We start from the raw sequence: 25,184 nt of genomic DNA, 5'->3' as shown, positions 1-25,184 counted from the left end.
CTGTGATTCGCAGTGTACAACGTTCCGGCGCGCTACTGTTTGCGCTGATGCTCACCGGTTGTGTGGTGAAACAACAAACCCCGGCGCCGGTTGAACCGACGCAGCCGACCACGCCAACCCAGCCAGAACAACCGCCCGCGCAGCCGGTGCCGCCGCCGCAAACTGTGCCGCAGCCGCCGAAGCTGAAAACCATCAACTGGAACGCCAGCGTCCAGCCGTTAGTCGCCAATATGGTGCAGTCGGCGGGCGTCAATCCGGGCAGCGTGCTGCTGGTGGATCGCATCAAAAACAGCACCAACGGCTCGCTGCAAACGGAAAAAGCCACGGCAGCGATTGAGAACGCGCTGGCCAATAACGGTAAGTTCAGCCTGGTCTCAAACGATCAGCTTAATCAGGCGAAGCAAACGCTCGGCCTGTCGCCAGAGGATAGCCTCAACTCGCGCAGCAAAGCGATTGGCCTGGCGCGCATCGTCAACGCGCAGTATGTGCTGTATAGCAACGCGCAGGGCGATGTGAAAGCTCCTACGCTGCAAATGCAGCTGATGCTGGTGCAGACCGGCGAAATCATCTGGTCGGGCAACGGCGTTGCACAACCCTGATCCCCGGCTGCAGCATCTGGTTCAGCAACAATGGCCGACGGCGCAAGCTGCCGGTCATTTTTTCGCGCTGCCAGGACTGAGCGGTAACAGCGTGCAGGTACGCAGCGAGCAGGGCGATCTGCTGGCGCGCCGGACACCGTCGCAGCCCATCCCGTTTGTCGATCGTCAGCGCGAATACCGCATCCTGCGTCAGTTGCGTACTACGGCGCTGGCGCCGCAGCCGCTGACGTGGCAGGCGCCGTGGCTGCTGCAGCGCTGGCTGCCGGGCGAGGTGCTGTCGCCGGATCAGTTCAGCGCGCAGCGCGCAGCGGTGCTGACGCTGCTGCTGCGCCTGCATCACCAGCCGCTGACCGGTTATCGCTTACGGCTGGCACCGTTGCTGCAGCGCTACTGGCAGCTGTGTCAGCAGCGGCACTGGCGCTGGCAGCGGCGCTTAAACCAGTTGCTGCAGCGCGGCGAACCGTCGCCGCTGCGGCTGGCACCGCTGCACATGGACGTCCACCCTGGCAATCTGATTGCCACACCGGATGGCCTGCGTTTAATTGACTGGGAATATGCTGCGGATGGCGATGTGGCGCTGGAGCTGGCCGCTGTCGGCGCGGTGGATGGCGCTGAACACGATCACTGGATAACCGACTATGCCGCCGAGGCGCGGCTGTCGGCAACGGCGCTGCGGCGTCAAAGCCGGCGCTGGCAGCCGTGGCTGCAGCTGCTGATGGCCAGCTGGTATCAGCTGCGCGCGGAGCAGAGCCATGACCAAACATTGCAACGGCTGGCGCAGGCCAGCTGGCAGGATCTTTAATTCAGGAACCGAAACATGACGATGACAACGCCCGGACCGCTGATGCTGGACGTCGAAGGCTACGAGCTGGACGCCGAAGAGCGCGAAATTCTGCAACATCCGCTGACAGGCGGACTGATCCTGTTCGCCCGCAACTTCCATGATGTTGCGCAGCTGGCGGAGCTGGTACGCCAGATCCGCGCGGCGTCGCGCAACCGGCTGCTGGTGGCGGTCGATCAGGAAGGCGGACGCGTGCAGCGCTTCCGCGACGGTTTTACTCAGCTGCCGGCGATGCAATCGTTCGCCGCGCTGCATGACATGGCACGCGCCGGCGAGCTGGCGCAGCAGGCCGGCTGGCAAATGGCGGCGGAAATGATCGCCATGGATATCGATATCAGCTTTGCGCCGGTGCTGGATATCGGCCACATCAGCGCGGCCATCGGCGATCGCGCTTTCCATGCCGATCCGGCGATTGCGCTGCAGATGGCGCGCCAGTTTATCCACGGCATGCACGAAGCCGGCATGAAAACCACCGGCAAGCACTTCCCGGGCCACGGCGCGGTCAGCGCGGATTCGCACAAAGAGACGCCGCGCGACACGCGCGATGTGGCCACGCTGCGCCAGCACGACATGGCAATCTTCCAGCAGCTGATTGATGAGCAGCTGCTGGATGCGGTGATGCCCGCGCATGTTATCTATACTGAAGTGGACCCGCTGCCGGCCAGTGGTTCGCCTTACTGGCTGCAAACGGTGCTGCGGCAGGAGCTGGGCTTCAACGGGGTGATCTTCTCAGACGATCTGTCGATGGAGGGCGCGGCAGTGATGGGCAGCTACGCGGAACGGGCTCAGCAGTCGCTGAATGCCGGCTGCGATATGATCCTGGTGTGCAATCAGCGTGCTGGCGCGGTGAGCGTGCTGGATAATTTGACGCCGATCCAGGCGACGCGCGTCACGCAGTTATACCATCAGGGACGTTTTGACCGTCAGAGTTTGCAGGCCAGCGAGCGCTGGCGGCAAAATCAGCGTCAGCTCAGTGACCTGCAGGATCGCTGGCTGGCGCACAAAGCGTCGGGCAGATAATCGCCGCTGCCCGGATCTCACTCCACGCTGAGGATAATCATGATCATCTATCTGCACGGTTTTGATTCCAACAGTCCGGGCAACCATGAAAAGGTGCTGCAGCTGCAGTTTATTGACCCGGACGTCAGACTTATTAGCTACAGCACCCGCCATCCGAAACACGACATGCAGTTTCTGCTGAAAGAGTGCGACAAACTGCTCCAGCAGGGCAGCGATGAGCATCCGTTGATTTGTGGCGTCGGCCTGGGCGGCTACTGGGCAGAACGCATCGGCTTCCTTTGCGGCATGCGCCAGGCGATATTCAATCCCAACCTGTTTCCCGATGAAAACATGGAAGGCAAGATCGACCGGCCGGAAGAGTATCTTGATATCGCCACCAAATGCGTCAGCAACTTCCGTGAAAAGAACCGCGACCGCTGCCTGACCATTTTGTCACGTCACGATGAAGCGCTGGATAATCAGCGCAGCGCGGCCGCATTGCACCCGTACTATGAGATCGTGTGGGACGAGGAGGCCAGCCACAAATTCAAAAATATTGCCCCGCATCTGCAACGCATCAAAGCGTTCAAAACCCTTGCCTGAGTGCTGCTGCGCCGTGTGATGCGGCGCACAAAACGTGTAACATTCTGATAATGCAGTGCAAAGATTGATGTACATCAATTTTCTTATGTCCGGATGATTATGCCGTGCTATTCTGCCCTCAGCTCGCGATTAAATGTCGCCAACCCTATGTTTATTAAGGTTTTATATAACCATTAATTAACTTTTGGTTTACAACTTTGAGGGGGTCTTCATTGACTACAAGCATGGAAAAAATCGTCATCGTCGGTGGCGGTGCCGGAGGGCTGGAGCTGGCAACGCAGCTCGGCCATAAACTCGGCCGCAAAAAAAAGGCGGAGATCATCCTGGTCGATCGTAACCACAGCCATCTGTGGAAACCGCTGCTGCATGAAGTGGCGACCGGTTCGATGGATGAAGGTATTGATGCGCTCAGCTATCTGGCGCATGCGCGCAACCACGGTTTCCAGTTCCAGCTGGGTTCGCTGACGCAAATTAATCGCGACACTAAAACCATTGAACTGGCTGAGATCCGCGACGCGGAGGGTGGGCTGCTGGTACCGCAGCGCGAACTGGCGTATGACCGTCTGGTAATGGCGCTGGGCAGCACCTCGAACGATTTCGGCACGCCAGGCGTGAAAGATCACTGCATCTTCCTCGACAACCCGCATCAGGCGCGTCGGTTCCATAATGAGATGCTCAACCTGTTCCTGCGCTTCTCTGCCAGCGAAGGGCAGCTGCAGAAAGTCAATATCGCCATTGTCGGCGGCGGCGCGACCGGCGTCGAGCTGTCGGCAGAACTGTATAACGCAGTGAAACAGCTGCACAGCTACGGCTATAAAGGTCTCGATAGCAGCGCGCTCAACGTTACGCTGGTGGAAGCCGGCGAGCGTATTCTGCCTGCGTTGCCACCGCGCATCTCCGCAGCGGCGCATCAGGAGCTGAGCAAGCTTGGCGTGCGCGTACTGACGCAAACCATGGTCACCAGCGCAGCAGCCAACGGTCTGAATACCAAAGGGGGCGAATTCATCGAAGCCGATCTGATGGTGTGGGCGGCGGGTATTAAAGCGCCAGACTTCATGAAAGAGATTGGCGGGCTGGAGACCAACCGCATTAATCAGCTGGTGGTCAAAGAGACGCTGCAGACCACGCTGGACGACGATATTTACGCCATCGGCGACTGCGCCTCCTGCGCGCTGCCGGGCGGCGGATTCGTGCCGCCGCGCGCGCAGTCGGCGCATCAGATGGCGTCGCGTGCGCTGGAAAACATCCTCGCCCAGCGCAAAGGCAAGCCGCTCAAAGCCTACGTGTATAAAGATCACGGCTCGCTGGTGTCGCTGTCCCGCTTCAGTACCGTCGGCAGCCTGATGGGGAACCTGATGCGCGGTTCGATGATGGTGGAAGGGCGTATTGCGCGTTTTGTCTACATCTCCTTGTACCGTATGCACCAGATTGCGCTCCATGGATACTTCAAGACCGGTCTGATGATGCTGGTCGGCAGCCTCAACCGCGTGCTGCGTCCGCGTCTCAAACTGCATTAATCGCTGGCGGGCGGTCACCCCCGCCCGCTGCGTGCCCGGCTGCCGTAACCGGCTGATTGCCGTTCATTCAGCGCCAGGTTACGGTGCAATGACACTGCCGCTCAGAACTCTCCTAAAAGCTGGTCCTGCTGGCTTTCCGCTGCGTTTCCTCCATTAATCTGATGTTGCATTTTCGGACCATCTGTAAAACTTATGCCAACGAACACGGCGCGGCGCGCACGCCGGTTATGCCTCGGTAACCCGGGATCGGGTTGCGGCAGGAATGCGCGGTAACAACTTCAGGAGGACATTCCTGTGAATAAATCAATGTTAGCGGGTATTGGAATCGGCGTAGCAGCAGCGTTGGGCGTGGCCGCCGTCGCCAGCATGGATGTGTTTGATCGTGGCCCGCAGTATGCTCAGGTGCTTTCGGCAACCCCAATTAAAGAGAGCATCAAGCAACCGCGTCAGGAGTGCCGCAACGTTACCCTCACGCACCGTCGTCCGGTGCAGGATGAGAACCGCATCGCCGGTTCCGTACTGGGTGCCGTGGCCGGTGGGGTGATTGGTCACCAGTTCGGCGGTGGCCGCGGCCGGGATATCGCGACCGTAGCCGGTGCGCTGGCAGGCGGCTACGGCGGTAACCAGGTGCAGGGTGCGCTGCAGGATCGTGACACTTACACCACCAGCGAGCAGCGCTGCAAAACCGTGTACGATAAACAGGAAAAAATGCTGGGTTATGACGTGACCTATAAAATAGGCGACCAGCAGGGCAAAATCCGCATGGAGAATGACCCTGGCACCCGCATCCCGCTCGACCGTAATGGTCAGCTGATCCTGAATTCGAATCAGGCCTGATTGGGCAAAGCTACTTCACAGCAGCAGTAACAAAAAAAGCGCCGCAAGGCGCTTTTTTTATGCTCAGGCTCCCGCACCGTACGCAGCAGCGCGTCGCATAGCGCTGCTGCGTAACGGCTGGGCGATCAAACCCGGTTCTTCGCCAGCTCGGCGACGAAATTCTGCACCCATTCCATGCGCGTTTTGCGTTCGCTCAGATCGCGGGTGAATTTCAGTCGCGTCGGGCCATCCAGCTTCCACTGCTTCGCATCTTTCTGCAGCAGGCCGATCAGCCAGCCGGGATCGACCTGATTCTGCGGTGCGAACTCAAAGAAGCCGCCTTTTTCGCTGGCTTCGATTTTGCGCAGCCCCAGCTGGCGCGCCACCAGGCGCAGCGCGGCGATGTCGAGCAGGTTACGCGCGGCGTCGGGCAGCTTGCCGAAGCGGTCGATCATCTCAATTTTCAGCTCGGCCAGCTCCTGTTCATCGGCCGCACTGGCGATGCGTTTATACAGCGACAGGCGCGTATTGACGTCCGGAATAAAATCATCCGGCAGCAGGGCAGGCATGCGCAGCTCAATCTCGGTCTGATTGCTGGTGAGATCTTCCAGCGACGGCTCACGTCCGGCCTTGAGTGCATCTACCGCGTTTTCCAGCAGCTCCATGTAGAGCGTGAAACCAATGGTCTCCATCTGACCGCTCTGATCTTCACCCAGCAGTTCACCGGCACCGCGAATCTCCAGATCGTGCGTCGCCAGCGCAAAGCCAGCGCCCAGATCCTCCAGCGAGGCAATCGCTTCCAGTCGCTTCTGGGCATCGGTCGTCATCGCTTTCGGGTGCGGCGTCAGCAGCCAGGCATAGGCCTGATGGTGCGAACGGCCGACGCGGCCACGCAGCTGATGCAGCTGCGCCAGACCGAAATGGTCGGCGCGCTCAATGATGATGGTATTGGCGCTCGGCACATCGATCCCGGTTTCGATGATGGTGGTGCACACCAGCACGTTGAAACGCTGGTGGTGGAAATCGTTCATCACCCGTTCCAGATCGCGCTCGCGCATCTGACCGTGGCCGATGGCGATGCGCGCTTCCGGCACCAGCTCGGCCAGCCGCTGCGCTGCTTTCTCGATGTTCTCGACGTCGTTGTAGAGATAGTAAACCTGGCCGCCGCGCAGCACTTCACGCAGGATCGCTTCGCGCACCACCAGGCTGTCATACTCGCGCACGAAGGTTTTCACCGCCAGACGGCGCGCTGGTGGCGTGGCGATAATCGACAGATCGCGCATGCCGCTCATCGCCATGTTCAGAGTACGCGGAATCGGCGTTGCGGTGAGCGTCAGAATATCGACGTCAGCGCGCATCGCTTTAATGCGCTCTTTGTGACGCACGCCGAAACGGTGCTCTTCATCGACGATCAGCAAACCGAGATCGCGCCACTTCAAATCGCTCATCAGCAGCTTGTGGGTGCCGATCAGAATATCAATTTTGCCCTCGCTGGCCTGTTCCAGCACCTGCGCCTGCTCTTTGGCGCTGCGGAAGCGCGACAGCATCTCAATGCGCACCGGCCAGTTGGCGAAGCGGTCGCGGAAGTTATCGTAATGCTGCTGCGCCAGCAGGGTAGTTGGCACCAGCACCGCCACCTGTTTGCCGTTCTCCACCGCAAGGAAGGCAGCCCGCATCGCCACTTCGGTTTTACCAAAGCCAACATCGCCGCACACCAGGCGGTCCATGGCCAGCGGCTGGCACATATCGCTGAGCACGGCGTTAATTGCCTGCGCCTGATCCGGCGTGGTTTCAAACGGAAAACCTTCGCAGAACAGCTGATACTGCTCGCGGTCGTGCTTAAAGGCAAAGCCGGCCTTGGCCGCGCGCTGGGCGTAGATGTCCAGCAGTTCAGCGGCCACGTCACGCACTTTCTCCGCCGCTTTCTGGCGCGCGCGTGACCAGGCATCGCTGCCCAGTTTGTGCAGCGGCGCATTTTCATCGGCGCCGCCGGCGTAACGGCTGATCAGATGCAACGATGACACCGGAACGTAAAGTTTGGCATCGCCGGCATAGGAGAGCATCAGATACTCGGCCACGATACCGCCGGCTTCCAGCGTGGTCAGGCCGATGTAGCGCCCCACACCGTGTTCAAGATGCACCACCGGCTGGCCCGGGTGCAGCTCGGCGAGGTTACGAATCAGGACGTCCGGATTGATGGTGCGGCGATTGTCCTGACGCCGCCGGCTGACGCGCTCGCCGAGCAGATCGCTTTCGCAAATCAACGCGCGCTGGCGCTGGGTGTCGATAAAACCGCGCTCGCTGGCGCCAATCATCAGGCTGTACGGCTGCTCATCGGCCTGCTCGAAGCGATCGATCGGCTGCGGGCGCAGTTTGATGCGGGACAGCAGCTCCTGCAGGCTTTCGCGGCGACCTTCGCTTTCTACTGAGAAAATCACCTGACCGGTAAACTGCTCGAGGAACTGACGCAGCAGATCGAGCGGCGCTTTGGCCTGCGCCTGCACCGTCAGCTCCGGCAATGGCTGATAGCCCAGATTACTGTTCGCGGCTTTCTCCGGCAGCGTCTCAGCGCTGAGCTGCATGCGCGGCCAGTTTTTCAGCTCGCTCAGCAGCGCATCCGGGCGCAGCCATAGCGTGGCCGGCTCCAGCAGCGGGCGCATAGGATCGATGCGGCGATTTTCATAGCGTGCGTTAGCATCCTGCCAGAAACGCTCAGCGCTGGCGTGCAGATCGCCGCTGTTCAGCACCAGCGTGCTGGCGGGCAGATAGCTAAACAGGGTAGGCAGTTCCTGCTCGAAAAACAGCGGCTGCCAGTACTCAATCCCGGCCGGCAGCGTGCCTTTGCTCACCTGCTGATAGACGTGCTCGGGTTCGCGCCGCACGTCGAAGGTTTCACGCCAGCGGCTGCGGAACAGCTCAATGGCCGCTTTGTCGGTGGGAAATTCATGCGCCGGCAGCAGGTTGATGGCGCTCACCGCCTCCAGCGTGCGCTGCGAGTCGACGTCAAACAGGCGCAGGCTGTCGATCTCATCATCAAAGAAATCGATGCGGTAAGGCTGATCGCTGCCCATCGGGAACAGGTCGAGCAGCGCGCCGCGCGTCGCGTACTCGCCATGCTCCATCACCTGATCGACATGGCGATAACCGGCCTGCTCCAGCTGGTCGCGCAGCGCATCGCGCGATAGCTTCTGGCCCTGCTGCATCACCAGCGCATGGCCGTGCAGGAAGCTGTGCGGGCAAACGCGCTGCATCAGCGTATTGACCGGCAGAATCAGCATGCCGCGCGTCAGGGTGGGCAGCTGGTACAGCGTAGAAAGACGGGCGGAAATAATGTCCTGATGGGGCGAGAAGCTGTCGTAGGGCAGTGTTTCCCAGTCAGCAAGATTGGTGACAGGCAGATCGGTAAATTGCCTGATCTCCTCCTGCAGCCGCAGGGCCGATTGCATATCCGGGGTGATCATTAACACCGGACCGCTGTGGCGTTCGGTGATGCTGGCACACTCAACCGCCTGCGCGGCGCCGACCAGCTGACCGAGCTGACGATGGTCGCCTGCTTTAGCAGGCAGGGTATAACGACGCTGTTCCGACATAAGGTCCGACATTCTCTCCTCAGTTTCCAGGGCGTCATCATTCCACATTCCGCCGTGAGGATCATCTCTCCTTTCTGAGTTTATGTCAGGGTGCATGAATGCGCACCTTACATCAGCGGCACCCTGAAGGGCCGCCAGTATGGCCAGTTGCCAGGTCGTCATTGATGGCGACCTGGCCGCGTCACGTTATTTACTGGATTGCTGTGTGTAGTGCATGCGTGGACGATCCACATTGGCCCATGACAGCTCGCGCTCGACATGGTAGCTGTTGTTGCCATCGTCCCACTTCACATAATAACCGGTTAGCGCGTCTCCCTGCTCAAAGACATTGACCACTTCGCCTTTAATCTCGCCAGATTTATGTTTAACGATACTGCCTTTAGGAAACCTGCTCATGGTAAGAACCTCCGTACTGCGCTTACTGTGATGCGAAAACCGGTACTGCAAGCTAAGTCTAACCCACCTGCTGACGAATAATCGTACTAATAGCGTCACTATTTTGTCGTAATTTTGTGCATTGTCGCGCAGCAGGACGCATTTTGACGCAACTTTGCAACTGACTCAGCGGGTTAGAGGTTTCATAAAGCAGACGGCTCCTTTATCATCGCTCTACTTAATTTTGGGCAACGGCCAAGACGGATCTCATGTATCAACCAGTCGCGTTATTCATCGGTTTGCGCTACATGCGTGGACGTGCTTCAGACCGTTTCGGTCGTTTCGTCTCCTGGCTCTCGACTATTGGTATCACGCTCGGCGTGCTGGCACTGGTGACGGTGCTGTCGGTGATGAACGGCTTTGAGCGCGAGCTGGAAGGCAACATTCTCGGCCTGATGCCGCAGGCGCTGGTGACCAGCGACACCGGCAGCATCAATCCGCAGCAGATGCGCGCACAGGATCTCAAACTGCAGGGCGTGACGCGGATCGCGCCGCTGACCACGGCCGATGTGGTGTTGCAGAGTGCGCGCAACGTGTCGGTGGGCGTGATGCTGGGCATCAACCCTGACGAACCGGATCCGCTGACGCCTTATCTGGTCAACACCCAGCAGAGCGTGCTGCAGCCGGGCCAGTATAAAGTCATTCTCGGTGAACTGCTGGCCTCGCAGCTGGGCGTGAAGCGCGGCGATCAGCTGCGCCTGATGGTGCCATCGGTCAGTCAGTTTACCCCAGTGGGGCGCGTGCCGAGCCAGCGCATCTTTACCGTTGCCGGTACCTATGCGGCCAATAGCGAAGTCGACGGCTATCAGATTCTGGTGAACCAGCAGGATGCCTCGCGCGTGATGCGCTATCCGCTCGGCAACATTACCGGCTGGCGCCTGTGGCTGGATAAGCCGCTGAATGTCGATGCGCTCAGCCAGCAGCCGCTGCCGCAGGGGCTGACATGGAAAGACTGGCGCGAACGCAAGGGCGACCTGTTCCAGGCGGTGCGCATGGAGAAAAACATGATGGGGCTGCTGCTCAGCCTGATCATTGCCGTGGCCGCCTTCAATATCATTACCTCGCTGGGCCTGCTGATCATGGAGAAGCAGGCGGAAGTGGCGATCCTGCAAACCCAGGGCTTAACGCGGCGGCAAATCGTCGCGGTATTTATGGTGCAGGGCGCCAGCGCCGGTATTATCGGTGCGCTGCTCGGTACGCTGCTGGGCGTGCTGCTGGCCAGCCAGCTCAACAATTTAATGCCGGTGATCGGCCTGTTCCTTGATGGCGCGGCGCTGCCGGTAGATATCAATGTCTGGCAGGTGATCACCATTGCGCTGGTCTCGATGGCCGTGGCGCTGCTGTCTACCCTTTATCCGTCATGGCGCGCTGCCGCCGTTCAACCCGCTGAGGCTTTACGTTATGAGTAATACCCCTTTGTTGCAGTGTCGTGACCTGTGCAAACGCTATCAGGAAGGCAGCGTGCAGACCGATGTGCTGCGCAATGTGGCTTTTAGCCTGCAGCCGGGCGAACTGACGGCCATCGTCGGCAGCTCCGGCTCCGGCAAAAGTACCTTACTGCACCTGCTGGGCGGGCTGGATGCACCGACCTCCGGTGACGTGGTGTTTGACGGGAAATCGCTCAACGCCATGTCATCGGCGGCCAAAGCAGAGCTGCGCAACCGGGAACTCGGCTTCATTTATCAGTTTCACCATTTGCTGCCGGACTTCAGCGCGCTGGAGAACGTAGCCATGCCGCTGCTGATTGGCAAAACCGGCAAAGCCGAAGCGGAAGCGCGCGCACGCGAGATGCTGGCGGCGGTTGGCCTGGAAAAGCGCGCGGCGCACCGGCCTTCTGAGCTGTCGGGCGGTGAACGTCAGCGCGTGGCGATCGCCAGGGCGCTGGTGAACCGGCCGCGGCTGGTGATGGCCGATGAGCCCACCGGTAACCTCGATGCGCGCAACGCCGATGCCATTTTTGAACTGCTCGGCGAGCTCAACGTGCAGCAGGGCACCGCGTTTCTGGTGGTGACGCACGACCTCAACCTGGCGAAGCGCCTGAGCCGGCAGATGGAAATGCGCGACGGCCAGCTGAGCGATCACCTGACGCTGGGAGCGATCTGATGGCGTCCTCTTTATCCCTGCTGCTCGGGCTGCGCTTCAGCCGCGGCCGGCGGCGCGGCGGCATGGTGTCGCTGATCTCCATTATCTCGACCATCGGCATTGCGCTTGGCGTGGCGGTGCTGATCATCGGGCTGAGCGCGATGAACGGTTTCGAGCGGGAGCTCAACAACCGTATTCTGGCCGTGGTGCCGCACGGCGAAATTGAGGCGGTTAACCAGCCCTTTCGCAACTGGCAGCCGATGATTGCGCCCATCGAACAGGTGCCGGGCATCGCCGCGGCGGCGCCTTACGTTAACTTTACCGGATTGATTGAGAGCGGTGCGAAGCTGCAGGCGCTGCAGGTGAAGGGCGTTGATCCGCAGCAGGAGCCGCGGCTCAGCGCGCTGCCGCGTTTTGTCAGCGGCGATGCCTGGTCGCAGTTCAGCGCCGGCAGGCAGCAGATCATTCTGGGCGGCGGCATCGCCAAATCGCTCAACGTGAAGCAGGGCGACTGGATCACCATCATGATCCCGAATAATGATGGCGAGAACAAACTGCTGCAGCCAAAACGCATTCGTCTGCAGGTGAGCGGTATTCTGCAGCTGAGCGGCATGCTGGATCACAGTCTGGCGCTGGTGCCGCTGGCCGATGCGCAAAAGTATCTGGATCTGGGCGACAGCGTCAGCGGCATTGCGCTGAAGATGAGCGATCCGTTCCAGGCACAGAAGCTGGTGCGCGATGCTGGCGAAGCCACCCACTCCTATGTCACCATCCGCAGCTGGATTGGCACTTACGGATATATGTATCGCGATATCCAGATGATTCGCGCCATCATGTATCTGGCGATGGTGCTGGTGATTGGCGTGGCCTGCTTTAATATCGTGTCGACGCTGGTGATGGCGGTGAAGGACAAGAGCAGCGATATCGCCGTGCTGCGCACGCTGGGCGCGAAAGACGGCCTGATCCGTGCCATCTTTATCTGGTATGGCCTGCTGGCCGGGCTGCTGGGCAGCGTCAGCGGTGTGGTGGTCGGCGTGCTGGTGGCGCTCAATCTGACGCCGGTGATGCGCGTAGTGGAGCACCTTACCGGGCATCAGCTGCTGGCGGGCGATATCTATTTTATCGACTTTCTGCCGTCCGAGCTGCACTGGCTGGATGTGGCCATCGTGCTGGCGACGGCGATTGGCCTGAGCCTGATTGCCAGCTGGTATCCGGCGCGGCGCGCCAGCCGCATCGATCCTGCCCGCGTGCTGAGCGGTCAGTAAAGACAAAACACGCAGCCGCCTTCGCGGCTGCGCACATTTTCAGCGTCTGCGGCATGCAGCCGTCATACCCAGCCGCTATTATCGGGTCTGAGTAACCCGGAAAACACCCGCAGCGCGGCGTTCAGCGCCGCAGATTAAGGAGCCTTTATGCGCCAACCGCGCCGCCGCCTTCGACTCGCCCGCTACAAAAAGAACCGCCGCAAAGTGCATCAGCGCTTTCGCCAGCGCATCTTTGAGCGCGATCGTCAGGTCGAACTTGCCGCCCATCCGCAGCCGCACGTGGTGGTGCTGACCGGTGCCGGAATTTCGGCAGAATCCGGCATTCGCACGTTCCGCGCGGAAGATGGCCTGTGGGAAGAGCATCGCGTGGAAGATGTGGCGACGCCCGAAGGCTTTCGCCGCGATCCGGCGCTGGTGCAGGGGTTCTACAACGCGCGCCGGCGTCAGCTGCAGCAGCCAGAAATCCAGCCTAACGCGGCGCACAAAGCGCTGGCCGAACTGGAGCAGGTGCTGGGCGATAATTTCCTGCTGGTTACGCAGAACATCGATAACCTGCACGAGCGCGCCGGCAGCCAGCGCGTACTGCATATGCACGGTGAATTGCTGAAGGTGCGCTGTGAGCACAGCGGTCAGGTGCTGGCGTGGACGGAGGATGTCGGTCCGGACGATCGCTGTACCTGCTGCCAGTTCCCGTCGCGGCTGCGTCCGCACGTGGTGTGGTTTGGTGAAATGCCGCTCGGCATGGAGGAGATTTATCAGGCGCTGGAACAGGCCGATCTGTTTATCGCCATCGGCACCTCAGGCCACGTCTATCCGGCGGCAGGATTTGTGCACGAGGCGAAACTGCAGGGTGCGCACACCGTGGAGCTGAATCTGGCCCCCAGTCAGGTCGGTAACGAATTTGCTGAAGCGCATTACGGCTTAGCCAGCGAAGTGGTGCCCGAATTCGTGCATACTTTTTTACGCGGCTTGTATAAATAGTCAGTGCGCTGCGCGTTTCCCCTCATCCCGGCCTTCTCCCGGCGGGAGAAGGGGAAAAACGCGCCGGACTGAAACTCAGGCTGAATCCAGTAGGGTCTTTCCCACAGGCTGAACCCGGCACGCATGAACCTTCTCCCAATGCCGAATCCGGCACAAATGAACCCTCTCCCTCTGGGAGAGGGCAGGGTGAGGGCCAGGCCGCACAATCTCCACCTCAGAACCTCACCGTCCCGCTTTCAGCTTCTGGAACAGCGTTTCGTACTGCACGCTGGCGGCACCGACATCGTTCTGCCACTCGCCGTTTTTGATCACTTCAGCCGGCGGATAGAGTGACGGATCGCTGGCCACCTCGGGCGATAGCAGCTTTCTTGCCGCCAGGTTGGGCGTCGGATAACCGATGGTTTCCGCCACTTTAGCCGCCACATCCGGGCGCAGCAGGAAGTTAATCAGCTTCAGCGCGCCCGCTTTATTTTTCGCATTCGCCGGGATCGCCAGGTTATCCATCCAGAAAATCCCGCCCTCTTTCGGCCAGATAATCTGCAGCGGCGTGCCAGCCTGGCGCGCTACCCAGGCGGAGCCATTCCAGATCATGCCGACGTTGACTTCGCCTTCCATAAACGGATTACCGGGATTATCCGAGTTGAACGCCAGTACGTTTGGCATCAGCTTTTTCAGCTCTTCATAGGCGGCTTCAATCTGTTTTGGATCCTGCGTATTACCGGAGTAGCCGAGCTTGCGCAGCGCCATCTGGAACACTTCACGCGCGTCATCGGTCAGCAGCAGGCTCTGCTTATACTGTGGTTTCCACAGATCGGCCCATTGGGTCAGGGTTTTCGCATCCACCTCGTCGGTGTTTACACCAATGGCGGTTGCGCCCCAGATATAGGGAATGGAATAGTCGTTGTTCGGATCAAACGGCTTGTTCAGCAGGGCGGGATCGAGGTTGCGGAAGTTGCTCAGCTGTGACTTGTCGATCTTCTGCAGCATGCCCTCGTTGCGCATTTTGGCGATGAAGTAGGTCGACGGCACCACCAGATCGTAAGCGCCTGTTTTCCAGGTTTTCAGCTTGGCGTACATGCTTTCATTGGATTCATAGGTGGAATAAATCACCTTGATGCCGGTCTCTTTGGTGAACTGCTCCAGCAGCCCGGGCGGCACATATTCGGTCCAGTTATAGAAGTAAAGCGTGTTGTTGTCATCCGCCTGAGCGCTTTGCATACCCAGTGCCAGCGCCCCAGCCGCCAGCCAGTGAGACCACTTTTTCATCGGTTATCCTCTATTTGGTTTTATCACGCAGCAACAGCTGACTGGCTGCCACCAGCAGCAGCGACAGCAGCATCAAAATGGTAGCCAGCGCGTTCACCTCCGGCGACACGCCCACTTTCACCATGGAATAAATTTTCAGCGGCAAAATTTCGAAGCCGGGACCGGTGACAAATGACGACACCACCACATCATCCATCGACAGGGTGAAACTCAGCAGCCAGCCCGCGGCCACTGCCGGCAGCGCCAGCGGCAGCAAAATCTTACGCAGAATAGTCACTTCGCTGGCGCCGAGATCTTTTGCCGCCTCCAGCATGCGCACATCAAAGCCTTTCAGGCGCGAATAGACGGTAATCACCACAAACGGCAGGCAGAAAGTAATGTGTGAAAACAGCAGCGACCAGAAGCCGAGCGAAACCCCCAGCAGCATAAACAGCACCAGCAGCGAAATCGCCATCACAATATCCGGCGACATCATCACCACAAATAGCATACCGCTGACAAACGGCTTGCCGCGAAAACGGTAGCGGTACAGCGCCACGGCGGTGAGCGAGCCGATCAGCGTCGCGCAGCTGGCCGACAGCACGCCCATGATCAGCGAATGCTGCGCCGCCTGAATCAGGCTGTCGTTATTGACCAGCAGGCGATACCACTGGGTGCTGAAGCCCTGCCAGTTGATGCCGAAGCGCGAGGCATTGAAGGAGTTGACGATCAGGATGATGATCGGAATGTAGAACCAGGCATAAATCACGGCCATGAAGCCGTAGCGTAATCCGCGCGCCATCATTGCAACGCCGCCTTGTGATTCAGCAGACGCGCTGCGCGCCAGTAAACCAGCAGCATCAGCCCCATCAGCAGCGTCATGACAATGCTGGTGGCGGCACCAAACGGCCAGTCACGAATATTGAGGAACTGGCTTTTGATTACGTTACCGATCAACAGGTTCTTTGCTCCGCCCATTAAATCCGCTACGTAGAACAGCCCCATCGCCGGGATAAATACCAGTAGCGCGCCGGCAACGATACCGGGCAGGGTCAGCGGCAAAATGATACGGATGAAGGTCTGTAGCCTGCTGGCGCCAAGATCGCGCGCCGCTTCCAGGCAGGATTTATCCAGCTTCTCAAGGCTGGAGTAGAGCGGCAGCACCATAAACGGCAGCAGAATATAGATCAGTCCGAGGATCACCGCTTCCGGGGTAAACATGATGCGAAACGGCTTGTCGATGACGCCGAGCCACAGCAGAAATTCATTGAGCCAGCCGCGCGTGCTGAGAAAAATTTTCAGACCATAAATGCGAATCAGAGAGTTGGTCCAGAACGGCACAATCAGCAGAAACAGCATCAGCGGACGCAGACGCGCCGGCAGTCTGGTCAGGCACCAGGCAAAAGGGTAGCCGAGCAGCAGGCAGCACAGCGTGGCGATGCAGGCCATGTTGAGCGAGTGCAGCAGCACGTCGGCATACAGCGGATCGAGGAGCCGGCCGTAGTTGTTCAGGGTGAACACCATGCTGACAAAGTGCGCGTCGTCGCGCGTCAGAAAGCTGGTGGCGAAGATCATCAGATTCGGCAGCAACACGAACAGCGTCAGCCAGCCGACGATCAGCGCCACAATGGCTTTCTGCAGACGATTACGCATCCGTTTCATACGGCAGCACCACCTCCCAGTTTGGCACCCAGCTGACCGCCATTTTCTGGTTCAGCGAGTGGTCAAAATCCGGATCGTCCTCATTAAAGAACTCGCTGACGGTGAGCAGCTTGCCGTTCTCCAGTTCGACGGTGGATTCCAGCGTCATGCCTTTATAGTTGCGTTCGCGCACATAGCCGATCAGGTTTTCGCTGCGGCTGTCGTGATCGATCTCCTCGACGCGCAAATCTTCCGGTCGCAGCAGCACATGCAGCCGATCGCCGGGTTTGACCGGGAACGGGCAGTGAATATCACACTCGCGGCCTTCGAGGCGAGCCCGTACCTGCGGCGCGTGCGCGCTGCCGATCACTTCCGCATCAAACACATTGATTTCGCCAATGAAGCGCGCCACAAACAGGTTCGCGGGCTCTTCGTAGATCTCGCGCGGCGTGCCGTCCTGCTCGATGCGCCCGTCGCGCATCACCACGATGCGATCGGACATGGTCAGCGCTTCTTCCTGATCGTGCGTGACAAACACAAACGTGATGCCCAGCTTGCGCTGCAGCGCTTTCAGCTCGTTTTGCATCTGGCGGCGCAGTTTGTAATCCAGCGCGGAGAGCGACTCATCAAGCAGCAGCACTTTGGGCCGGTTGACCACCGCCCGCGCAATCGCCACGCGCTGCTGCTGGCCGCCGGAGAGCTGGTGCGGCCGGCGCGCGGCAAAGCTTTCCAGCTGCACCATCGCCAGCGCCTCGTTGACGCGCTGCGTCAGCTCTGCCGCCGGGGTTTTCTGCATGCGCAGGCCAAACGCGACGTTTTCAAACACCGACATGTGCGGAAACAGCGCGTAGCTCTGAAACACGGTATTGATATGGCGATGCTCGGCGGGCGTTTCAGTGATGTCGCTCTCATCCAGATGGATACGTCCGCTGTCGGCGTTTTCCAGCCCGGCGATCAGGCGCAGAATTGTGGTCTTACCGCAGCCGGAGGGGCCAAGCAGGGTGATAAATTCGCCATGACCGATGGTCAGGTCAAAATCCGGGATGATGGTTTTGCCATCGAAAGCTTTACTGATGCCAGAAAGCGTAACCAGCGCCTGCTGCGCGCGTGTTTGCGTCATTTTAGTCACTCAGTCTGATGAGAATCAGGTTACAGCATAGCCGCCGGCGACAGCTTGCCGTGATGAAGGGCGCGATAATACCTGAAAAATGCGCCATTGCCATGTTCAGACACGGAATAACCTTGAAAAGTCTGCAAATTGCTGGAGTATGCTCATCGGGCCAGCCGGACGGGTGGCTGGCAGGGCGAATTTCAGCGCACGATTGGGCTGAGAGGGCTAACCTGAAGGATAATGATTTGACGCAACATGGCGATAATCAGGCCCCATGATAATAATGCAGGTTCTTTAGAGGGATGACAGATGGATCAATTACTTGAGCGTTTTCTCAGTTATGTGGCAGTAGAAACCCAGGCAAAACCTCAGGCGCGGCAGGTGCCGAGCAGCGAAGGGCAGTGGACGCTGGCGCGTCAGTTACAGGAAGAGCTTATTGCGCTGGGTTTTGTGGACGTCACCTTAAGCGATCATTGCTGTGTGATGGGCACTCTGCCGGCAAACGTCGACTGGCCGACGCCGGTGATCGGTTTTATTTCCCACATGGATACCTCGCCGGATTTCACCGCGAAAAATGTCAATCCGCAGATCATTGAAAACTATCGTGGCGGTGACATCGCGCTGGGCAACGGAGATGAAGTGCTCTCGCCGGTGATGTTCCCGGTGCTGCACAAGCTGACCGGGCATACGCTGATCACCACCGACGGTAAAACGCTGCTGGGCGCTGATGATAAAGCCGGTATCGCTGAGATCATGACGGCGATGGCCGAGCTGGCCAAAGGGGATGTGCCGCACGGCGCCATTCGCGTGGCCTTTACCCCGGATGAAGAGATCGGTCGCGGCACGTCGCACTTCGACGTTGAGGGGTTTGCGGCTGACTGGGCTTATACCGTTGACGGCAGCGATCTCGGCGAGTTTGAGTTCGAGAACTTTAATGCCGCGACGGCGCTGGTCAAAATCACCGGTAACAACGTGCATCCCGGCAGTGCGAAAAACGTGATGGTGAACGCGCTGGACCTGGCGATGCGCTTCCACGCCGAGCTACCTGCCAAAGAGAAACCGCAGTTTACCGACGGCTATGAAGGCTTTTTCCACCTGCACACTATTAAGGGATCGGTAGAGCACGCCGAGCTGATGTACCTGATTCGCGATTTTGATGCCGACAGCTACGAACAGCGTAAGCAGCTGCTGCAGGAGATTGGCCGCCGCGTCAGTAAAGGCCTGCAGGCTGAGTGCTCCATCAAGGTGGAGATCAGCGACAGCTATCGCAATATGCGGGAGAAGGTGGAACCGCATCCGCACATCATTGAGCTGGCGCTGCAGGCGATGCGCGACTGCGGTATTGAGCCGAACGTGAAGCCAATTCGCGGCGGCACCGACGGATCGGCGCTGTCATGGAAAGGACTGCCGTGTCCGAATCTGTTTACCGGCGGCTACAATTACCATGGTAAACATGAGTTTGCGTCGCTGAATGTGATGGCGAAGTCGGTTGAGGTGATTGTGCGCCTGGCCGCGCTCGCGGCGGAGAAGAAGTAAGGGCGGATAGGGGCTGAGCGGGGCTTGCCCTCACCCTAACCCTCTCCCGCTCGCGGGAGAGGGAACCGATCAAGCGGGTATCAGGTTTTGTTTATTGCCTTGAACCCTGTTTGTGCCCCTGTTTTCTTACGCATCTTATGGCCGGCGCTTTACTGTAATCGTCGCGCGGTTTTCTCCCTCTCCCGCGTGCGGGAGTGGGGACCGATCGAGCGGGTATCAGGCTCTGTTTATAGCCTTAACTCCTGTTTATGCCCCTGTTTTCTTACGCATCTTTTTGCCTGCACTTTACTGCAATCGTCGCGCGGTTTTCTCCCTCTCCCGCGGGCGGGAGAGGGCCGGGGTGAGGGAAACGGGCGCAGAGGACCTGATCAACTCAATCAGCAAAAAACCAGTACCCGCTGTTCACCAGTGCCGCCAGCTGAGCCAGCAGCGAAGGGTCATCCAGCGCATCGCCGAAATCTTCCAGCGTCAATACGTGTTTGTGTGCCAGCGCAGCCAGTACCGACGGATGCGCGCACTCAACGCGCTCACCGTTGACGTACACCGCGTCGCCCAGCGTCAGCACGCGCAGGCCGCCGAGGCGCGTCAGCGCATCACCCTGCTGCAGCGCGTCATAAATCTCATCCGGCTGATACGGCGGTTCCGGCGGAGCCACATCCAGCTCGTGACGCGACTGGGAAATAAATTCGCCAAACCACTGGTTAAACTGCTCCGGCTGATTAATCACATCCAGCATCACTTTGCGGATCCCTTCTACTTCCGACGGCAGAATCCGCGATGGGCAGTCACGCGCCGGCACATCCGGATCGCTGAAGCGGTAGCTGCCCAGCTCATGCGCCAGCATGTAATCCGCAAAGCCGCTGATTAGCTCGCGTCCGTTAGGTGCGCGGAAGCCGACTGAATAGTTGAGCGCGTTCTCCAGCGAATAGCCTTCATGCGGGAAACCCGGTGGAATATACAGAATGTCGCCTGGTTCCAGCTCTTCATCGATGATGGCGTCGAACGGTTCAACCTGCAGCAGATCCGGATGTGGGCAGTGCTGTTTCATCGGCACTTTTTCGCCTACGCGCCAGCGACGGCGGCCAGTGCCCTGAATAATAAACACATCGTATTGATCAAAGTGCGGGCCTACGCCGCCGCCCGGCACTGCGAACGAGATCATCAGGTCGTCGATACGCCAGTCGGGCAGAAAGCGGAACGGACGCATCAGCGCAGCAGAAGGTTCATGCCAGTGGTTCACCGCCTGTACCAGCAGCGACCAGTTGCTTTCACCCAGGTGATCGTAGCTTTCAAACGGACCATGGCTGACCTGCCACTTGCCGTTGTTGTGGCTGACGAGGCGGCTGTCCACCTCGTTTTCCATTGCCAGACCGGCCAGCTCATCCGGAGAAATCGGATCAATGAAGTTTTTGAAACCCCGTTTCAGCACCACCGGGCGTTTTTGCCAGTAGCGCTGAATAAAGTCGGGCCAGTTGATGTCGAGCTGATAGTCCATGCGAGGATTCCGGTTAGGGCCATAATTGCTGCCAAGTATAACAGCCCGCGTCCGGTTCTACTCGCGGTGATGTTCAACTTCCTGCCGCTGAAAAATCACCTCCATGCGTGCGCCGCCGAGCGGGCTGGTCGTGGCGATTACCTGACCGGCATACTGCTCGAGAATATCGCGCACTACCGCCAGTCCCAGTCCCTGACCGGGACGCAGCGTATCGGCACGCTGGCCGCGCACAAAAATCAGATCGCGCTTGCTTTCGGGAATGCCGGGGCCGTCGTCGTCAATGAACAGATGCAGCGCGTTTTCCGTCTGGCGCGCGCTGACCTCAATAAATTCGAGGCAGTATTTGCAGGCGTTATCCAGCACGTTGCCCAACACTTCCATAAAGTCATTTTGATCGCCGATAAAGGTCAGCTCCGGCGAAATATCCAGCGTGATCTCAACGCCCTTGCGCTGATACACCTTATTGAGCGCGGAACACAGGCTATCCAGCAGGGCCGAGACCGAATGCAGATCGCGCTGTAGCGGGTTGTGATCCGCCTGCATGCTGGCGCGATGCAGGTAATAGCCAATCTGCTGCGAGATGCGGCTGATCTGCTCGAGCATGACCGGCTCAGCCTGTTCGATGGTCAGCTCTTTGCCACCGCGCAGCGAGCGCAGCGTACTTTGCAGCACCGCCAGCGGCGTTTTCAGGCTGTGCGTCAAATCCGACAGCGTGGTGCGATAGCGCGTGTAGCGCTGCCGTTCGTTGGTGAGCAACAGATTGAGATTGCGCACCAGGCTGCGCAGCTCCTGCGGCGGGTTGTCGTCGAGATTTTCCCGGTGGCCGGTTTCCAGCTCGCGCACCTGCGAAGTCAGGTGGCCAATCGGACGCAGGCTCCAGTGTGCCGCCAGCCACAGCAGCGGAATCACCAGCAGCAGATTGGCCGCCAGCACATAGCTAAACCACGACCACACCACGTCTGAGTGCTGCAGCTCCTGCGGGATCGAGTCCACCACCACAATGGTCAGCGCCGGGAGATTGGTAGTCGCGTCGTAGCGGTTCACTGCCACCGAGTGGGTGAAGGTGTCATTGCTGTCACTGTCCAGCGCGTGCAGCCGCTGCTGTGCCTGCGGATTGTTACCCATCGCCGCCATACTGGTGCGATTGCTGGTATCGATCTCGTAAAAATCTGGCTTCATCAGCCAGTCGCGGCGAATGTTTTTGCGGATTTCCGGCACGTCGCGCTGCTGCCACAGCAGCTTACCGCGCTCGTCATAGATGAACACCAGCGTCGGGAAATTGAGCGTCATGCGTTCCGGCTGGGCGATGGTGAGCTTGTTGTCTTTCCACTGCGCGAGGGTGAAGAACAGATTGCTCTCGCCGCGCATCACGCGATAGGTATTTTTATCAAAGCTGACGACGTAGCCAATAACCGCCACCATGCCATACGACAGCGACAAAAACAGCACGATCGCCGCCGTCGCCAGCAGGAAACGCGCGCGTAAGGAGAAAGGGCGCTGACGGCGGAGCAGCTTCATAAATCAGAGATCAAAGCGGTATCCCTGGCCACGCACGGTGTTGATCACTTCGGTCGGGTGCAGCGCGAGAATTTTTTTGCGCAGCCGGCCCATCAGTACATCAATGGTGTGGCTTTCGCGCAGTTCCGCATCGGGATACAGCTGCAGCATCAGCGAGTCTTTGCTGACCACTTTACCGGCATTGCGGATCAGCGTTTCAACAATGGTGTACTCAAACGCGGTTAGCTTGACCGGCGCGTCGTTCACCGTAAGCTCGCGGCGCGACAGGTCAACCTGGAACGGCGGCATGGAGATAATTTGCGAGGCGTGTCCGCTGTTGCGGCGCATCAGCGCCTGTAAGCGGGCGGCGACCTCTTCAATGTGGAACGGCTTGGTCACATAGTCATCGGCACCGGCTTCCAGCGCTTCAACTTTCGCCTGCCAGCCTTCGCGCGCGGTCAGCACCAGAATCGGCTGACGAATGGCATCGCCACGCCAGCGGCGAATCAGCGACATGCCGTCTTCGTCGGGCAGGCCGAGATCGACCAGCGCGATATCGGGAATGTGTTCCTGCAGGAAATAGTCGGCTTCTTTGGCGTCTTCGGCGGCATCCACCTGATGACCCATGTCACGTAACTGGACTGCGAGGTGATGGCGCAGCAGGGCATTATCTTCCACAACCAGAACACGCATAGAATTTCCTTACCTTCAACTCAGTGATGATGGCGAAAAGTATACGCCACGCCAGCTAAACCGCAGATTAACACTCCGCTGTGATGCACTGGCAGGGGAACCTCAGCCGCCACGTGACGTGCGTGACTGAGGTAACACCAACTTGCCATAGCCTGAGTTTTCAGAGCAAGGAATTACTTCAGGTCGTCAACCATCTGAATCGCGCGGCCGAGGTAGTTGGCTGGCGTCATCTGCTTCAGGCGCACTTTCTCTGCTTCCGGCAGCTCCAGGCTGTCGATAAACGCCTGCATACCGGCTGCGTCCACGCGCTTGCCGCGCGTCAGCTCTTTCAGCTTCTCGTACGGCTTTTCAATGCCGTAGCGGCGCATCACGGTCTGGATCGGCTCTGCCAGGACTTCCCAGTTGTGATCCAGCTCGTCCAGCAGGCGATCGCGGTTCACTTCCAGCTTGGAGATACCTTTGAGCGTGGCCTGATAGGCGATCAATGCATAGCCGACGCCGACGCCGAGGTTACGCAGCACGGTAGAATCGGTCAGATCGCGCTGCCAGCGTGATACCGGCAGTTTGCTGGCCAGGTGCTGCATCACCGCATTGGCCAGCCCCAGATTCCCTTCGGAGTTTTCGAAGTCGATAGGGTTAACCTTGTGCGGCATGGTTGAAGAGCCAATTTCGCCAGCAATGGTTTTCTGTTTGAAATGGTTCAGGGCGATGTAACCCCAGATGTCGCGGTCAAAATCAATCAGGATGGTATTGAAGCGCGCGATGCAGTCAAACAGCTCGGCGATGTAGTCATGCGGCTCGATCTGCGTGGTGTACGGGTTCCAGCTGATGCCCAGTGAGGTCACAAACTGCTCGCTCAGCTGATGCCAGTCCACTTCCGGATATGCGGCGATGTGCGCATTGTAATTGCCCACCGCGCCGTTGATTTTGCCCAGCACTTCCACCTTGCTCAGCTGACGCAGCTGGCGTTCCATGCGATAGGCCACGTTGGCCATCTCTTTGCCCATGGTGGACGGCGTTGCCGGCTGACCGTGGGTGCGCGACAGCAGTGGAATGTCGCGATACTCCTGCGCCAGGCCCTTCACGGCGGTAATGATCTGGTTCCAGAACGGCACGACCACGTCGCGGCGTGCGGTTTCCAGCATCAGCGCGTGTGACAGGTTATTGATATCTTCGGAGGTGCAGGCGAAATGGATAAACTCAGACACCGCGTGCAGCGCCGGCACGTTGGCTACTTTCTCTTTCAGAAAGTACTCGACGGCTTTCACGTCATGGTTGGTGGTGCGCTCAATGGTTTTGATACGCGCTGCATCTTCTTCGCTAAAACCGGCGACAATTGCATCAAGGAAAGCGTTTGCGTCGGCATCAAATGCAGGAACTTCCTTGATCTCTGCGGTCGCGGCCAGTTTCTGTAACCAGCGAACTTCAACCTCAACGCGGAATTTCAGCAAACCGAACTCGCTGAAAATCGCACGCAGCGGGCTGACTTTATCGCCGTAACGACCATCGACAGGTGAGACGGCGGTCAGAGAGGATAATTCCATCAGTGCAACTCCTGAATCGTTAACAATATAGGGCAGGGCGGCGCTTAATACGCCGGACCCAGCCGGGATAAAAGGGTTTTCGCTTCGCGCAGCAGACGCTGGCGCGCAAACATCAGCTGCAGACGACCGCCGCCGACCTGCTGCCACAGCACCGCCGCGCGGATACCGGCCAGCAGCGCAGCGCGAACTTTGCTCTGCACCTGCGAATTCTGCAGCACCTGCGGTGAGCCGGTCACCTGAATGCGCGGGCCGAGCGGGCTGATCACATCGACGTAAATGCCGGCCATGGCGCTGGTGATGGTGTCTGATTCCAGTTCGTAATGCGCCAGCTGACGATCAAGCTGGCTGATGCGCTGTGCCAGGGTGTTTAGCGCGGTTTTGTTACCGTGCAGTTTACGCTCCAGCACCATCAGGCTCAGGGTGTAACGCGTCAGGTCGGCGCTGGCACCCTGCCGGCTGCCGCTGTTCAGCACCGCCATCAGTGCTTCCAGCCCGGGGCGCAGGTTGGCTTCATCGTTGCCAAACACCGCCAGCGTTGAGCCTGGATTTAAATCCAGCAGGCTGCGCAGCGACACCTGCAGCGCCGCGTTGTTGCAGTGCCCCTGGTGTGCCAGCTGTTGCACCAGATGGGCTGCCTGGCAAACGCCGGCCAGCGCCAGCGTTATCTCATAATAGTTTTTAGCCACGCTTCACT

The 25,184-nt window shown here is 59.1% G+C and carries 22 protein-coding genes; 11 read left to right on the top strand and 11 right to left on the bottom strand.

Going from position 1 to position 25,184, the window contains the following annotated elements; genetic code table 11:
- Positions 1-2: 2 nt before the first annotated feature.
- From lpoB to OXR61_RS03275, 6 genes are all read left to right on the top strand, one after another.
- Positions 3-599, top strand: coding sequence for a penicillin-binding protein activator LpoB (gene lpoB / locus OXR61_RS03300; RefSeq protein WP_127833923.1), 597 nt, complete (start codon positions 3-5; stop codon positions 597-599).
- Entirely contained in the window at positions 586-1,401 is an 816-nt protein-coding gene (gene thiK / locus OXR61_RS03295; RefSeq protein WP_058775433.1) for a thiamine kinase, read from the top strand. Before lpoB ends, thiK begins: the two co-directional genes overlap by 14 nt.
- 15 nt (positions 1,402-1,416) lie before the next feature.
- Positions 1,417-2,460 (top strand): beta-N-acetylhexosaminidase, encoded by a 1,044-nt coding sequence (gene nagZ / locus OXR61_RS03290; protein WP_267410767.1) that lies wholly within the window; start codon positions 1,417-1,419, stop codon positions 2,458-2,460.
- Between the two features lie 39 nt (positions 2,461-2,499).
- Positions 2,500-3,042 carry an alpha/beta hydrolase YcfP gene (gene ycfP, locus OXR61_RS03285; RefSeq protein WP_267410766.1) on the top strand — a complete coding sequence of 181 codons (543 nt, stop codon included), beginning with the start codon at positions 2,500-2,502 and terminating at the stop codon, positions 3,040-3,042.
- Positions 3,043-3,254: 212 nt separating this feature from the next.
- On the top strand, positions 3,255-4,559 hold the full coding sequence (locus OXR61_RS03280) for an NAD(P)/FAD-dependent oxidoreductase (RefSeq protein WP_031279261.1): 1,305 nt from the start codon (positions 3,255-3,257) through the stop codon (positions 4,557-4,559).
- Positions 4,560-4,853: 294 nt separating this feature from the next.
- Complete coding sequence (locus tag OXR61_RS03275; RefSeq protein WP_031279257.1) at positions 4,854-5,396, top strand: glycine zipper 2TM domain-containing protein; 543 nt, start codon at positions 4,854-4,856, stop codon at positions 5,394-5,396.
- A 125-nt stretch (positions 5,397-5,521) separates the two neighbouring features.
- Here the strand turns inward: OXR61_RS03275 and mfd are convergent, their stop codons facing one another.
- Complete coding sequence (mfd, locus tag OXR61_RS03270; protein ID WP_021506389.1) at positions 5,522-8,965, bottom strand: transcription-repair coupling factor; 3,444 nt, start codon at positions 8,963-8,965, stop codon at positions 5,522-5,524.
- A 186-nt stretch (positions 8,966-9,151) separates the two neighbouring features.
- Complete coding sequence (locus OXR61_RS03265; RefSeq protein ID WP_021506388.1) at positions 9,152-9,361, bottom strand: hypothetical protein; 210 nt, start codon at positions 9,359-9,361, stop codon at positions 9,152-9,154.
- Positions 9,362-9,609: 248 nt separating this feature from the next.
- Here OXR61_RS03265 and lolC point away from each other — a divergent pair, with 248 nt between their 5' ends.
- From lolC to cobB, 4 genes are all read left to right on the top strand, one after another.
- Entirely contained in the window at positions 9,610-10,809 is a 1,200-nt protein-coding gene (gene lolC, locus OXR61_RS03260) for a lipoprotein-releasing ABC transporter permease subunit LolC (protein ID WP_021506387.1), read from the top strand.
- On the top strand, positions 10,802-11,503 hold the full coding sequence (gene lolD, locus OXR61_RS03255) for a lipoprotein-releasing ABC transporter ATP-binding protein LolD (protein ID WP_021506386.1): 702 nt from the start codon (positions 10,802-10,804) through the stop codon (positions 11,501-11,503). Before lolC ends, lolD begins: the two co-directional genes overlap by 8 nt.
- Positions 11,503-12,747, top strand: a complete 1,245-nt coding sequence (gene lolE / locus OXR61_RS03250) for a lipoprotein-releasing ABC transporter permease subunit LolE (RefSeq protein ID WP_021506385.1) — start codon at positions 11,503-11,505, stop codon at positions 12,745-12,747. The genes lolD and lolE overlap by 1 nt, the downstream gene beginning before the upstream one ends.
- 147 nt (positions 12,748-12,894) lie before the next feature.
- Positions 12,895-13,728, top strand: coding sequence for a Sir2 family NAD+-dependent deacetylase (gene cobB, locus OXR61_RS03245; protein WP_010617227.1), 834 nt, complete (start codon positions 12,895-12,897; stop codon positions 13,726-13,728).
- A 222-nt stretch (positions 13,729-13,950) separates the two neighbouring features.
- On the opposite strand, the gene potD is transcribed toward cobB, so the two are convergent.
- Genes potD through potA form a run of 4 tightly spaced genes read right to left on the bottom strand, consistent with a single transcriptional unit; the run spans position 13,951 to position 17,734 of the window.
- Positions 13,951-14,994, bottom strand: coding sequence for a spermidine/putrescine ABC transporter substrate-binding protein PotD (gene potD, locus OXR61_RS03240; RefSeq protein WP_021506384.1), 1,044 nt, complete (start codon positions 14,992-14,994; stop codon positions 13,951-13,953).
- A 10-nt stretch (positions 14,995-15,004) separates the two neighbouring features.
- A complete protein-coding gene (gene potC / locus OXR61_RS03235) occupies positions 15,005-15,778 on the bottom strand; it encodes a spermidine/putrescine ABC transporter permease PotC (protein WP_021506383.1) in 774 nt (257 codons plus the stop codon).
- Positions 15,775-16,626, bottom strand: a complete 852-nt coding sequence (gene potB, locus OXR61_RS03230) for a spermidine/putrescine ABC transporter permease PotB (RefSeq protein WP_127834748.1) — start codon at positions 16,624-16,626, stop codon at positions 15,775-15,777. Before potB ends, potC begins: the two co-directional genes overlap by 4 nt.
- Positions 16,619-17,734: a spermidine/putrescine ABC transporter ATP-binding protein PotA gene (gene potA, locus OXR61_RS03225; protein WP_021506381.1), complete on the bottom strand. Its 1,116-nt coding sequence runs from the start codon at positions 17,732-17,734 to the stop codon at positions 16,619-16,621. Before potA ends, potB begins: the two co-directional genes overlap by 8 nt.
- 300 nt (positions 17,735-18,034) lie before the next feature.
- On the opposite strand from potA, the gene pepT reads away from it, so the two are divergent.
- Positions 18,035-19,261 (top strand): peptidase T, encoded by a 1,227-nt coding sequence (pepT, locus tag OXR61_RS03220; RefSeq protein ID WP_021506380.1) that lies wholly within the window; start codon positions 18,035-18,037, stop codon positions 19,259-19,261.
- Between the two features lie 373 nt (positions 19,262-19,634).
- Here pepT and OXR61_RS03215 read toward each other — a convergent pair whose 3' ends face one another.
- The 5 genes from OXR61_RS03215 to hflD form a co-directional block, all read right to left on the bottom strand.
- Entirely contained in the window at positions 19,635-20,756 is a 1,122-nt protein-coding gene (locus OXR61_RS03215) for a cupin domain-containing protein (RefSeq protein ID WP_104186862.1), read from the bottom strand.
- Positions 20,757-20,813: 57 nt separating this feature from the next.
- Positions 20,814-22,274, bottom strand: coding sequence for a two-component system sensor histidine kinase PhoQ (gene phoQ / locus OXR61_RS03210; RefSeq protein ID WP_021506378.1), 1,461 nt, complete (start codon positions 22,272-22,274; stop codon positions 20,814-20,816).
- Between the two features lie 3 nt (positions 22,275-22,277).
- Positions 22,278-22,946, bottom strand: coding sequence for a two-component system response regulator PhoP (phoP, locus tag OXR61_RS03205; RefSeq protein ID WP_010617222.1), 669 nt, complete (start codon positions 22,944-22,946; stop codon positions 22,278-22,280).
- A gap of 173 nt (positions 22,947-23,119) precedes the next feature.
- A complete protein-coding gene (purB, locus tag OXR61_RS03200) occupies positions 23,120-24,490 on the bottom strand; it encodes an adenylosuccinate lyase (protein ID WP_267410748.1) in 1,371 nt (456 codons plus the stop codon).
- Positions 24,491-24,534: 44 nt separating this feature from the next.
- On the bottom strand, positions 24,535-25,176 hold the full coding sequence (gene hflD, locus OXR61_RS03195) for a high frequency lysogenization protein HflD (RefSeq protein WP_088517707.1): 642 nt from the start codon (positions 25,174-25,176) through the stop codon (positions 24,535-24,537).
- Positions 25,177-25,184: the final 8 nt, after the last annotated feature.

This window comes from Pantoea sp. GM_Pan_4, assembly GCF_026541005.1.
Classification (GTDB): Bacteria; Pseudomonadota; Gammaproteobacteria; order Enterobacterales; family Enterobacteriaceae; genus Pantoea; species Pantoea dispersa.
Note: the sequence above shows the minus strand (reverse complement) of the source record. Positions and strands in the feature narration are given on the sequence as shown.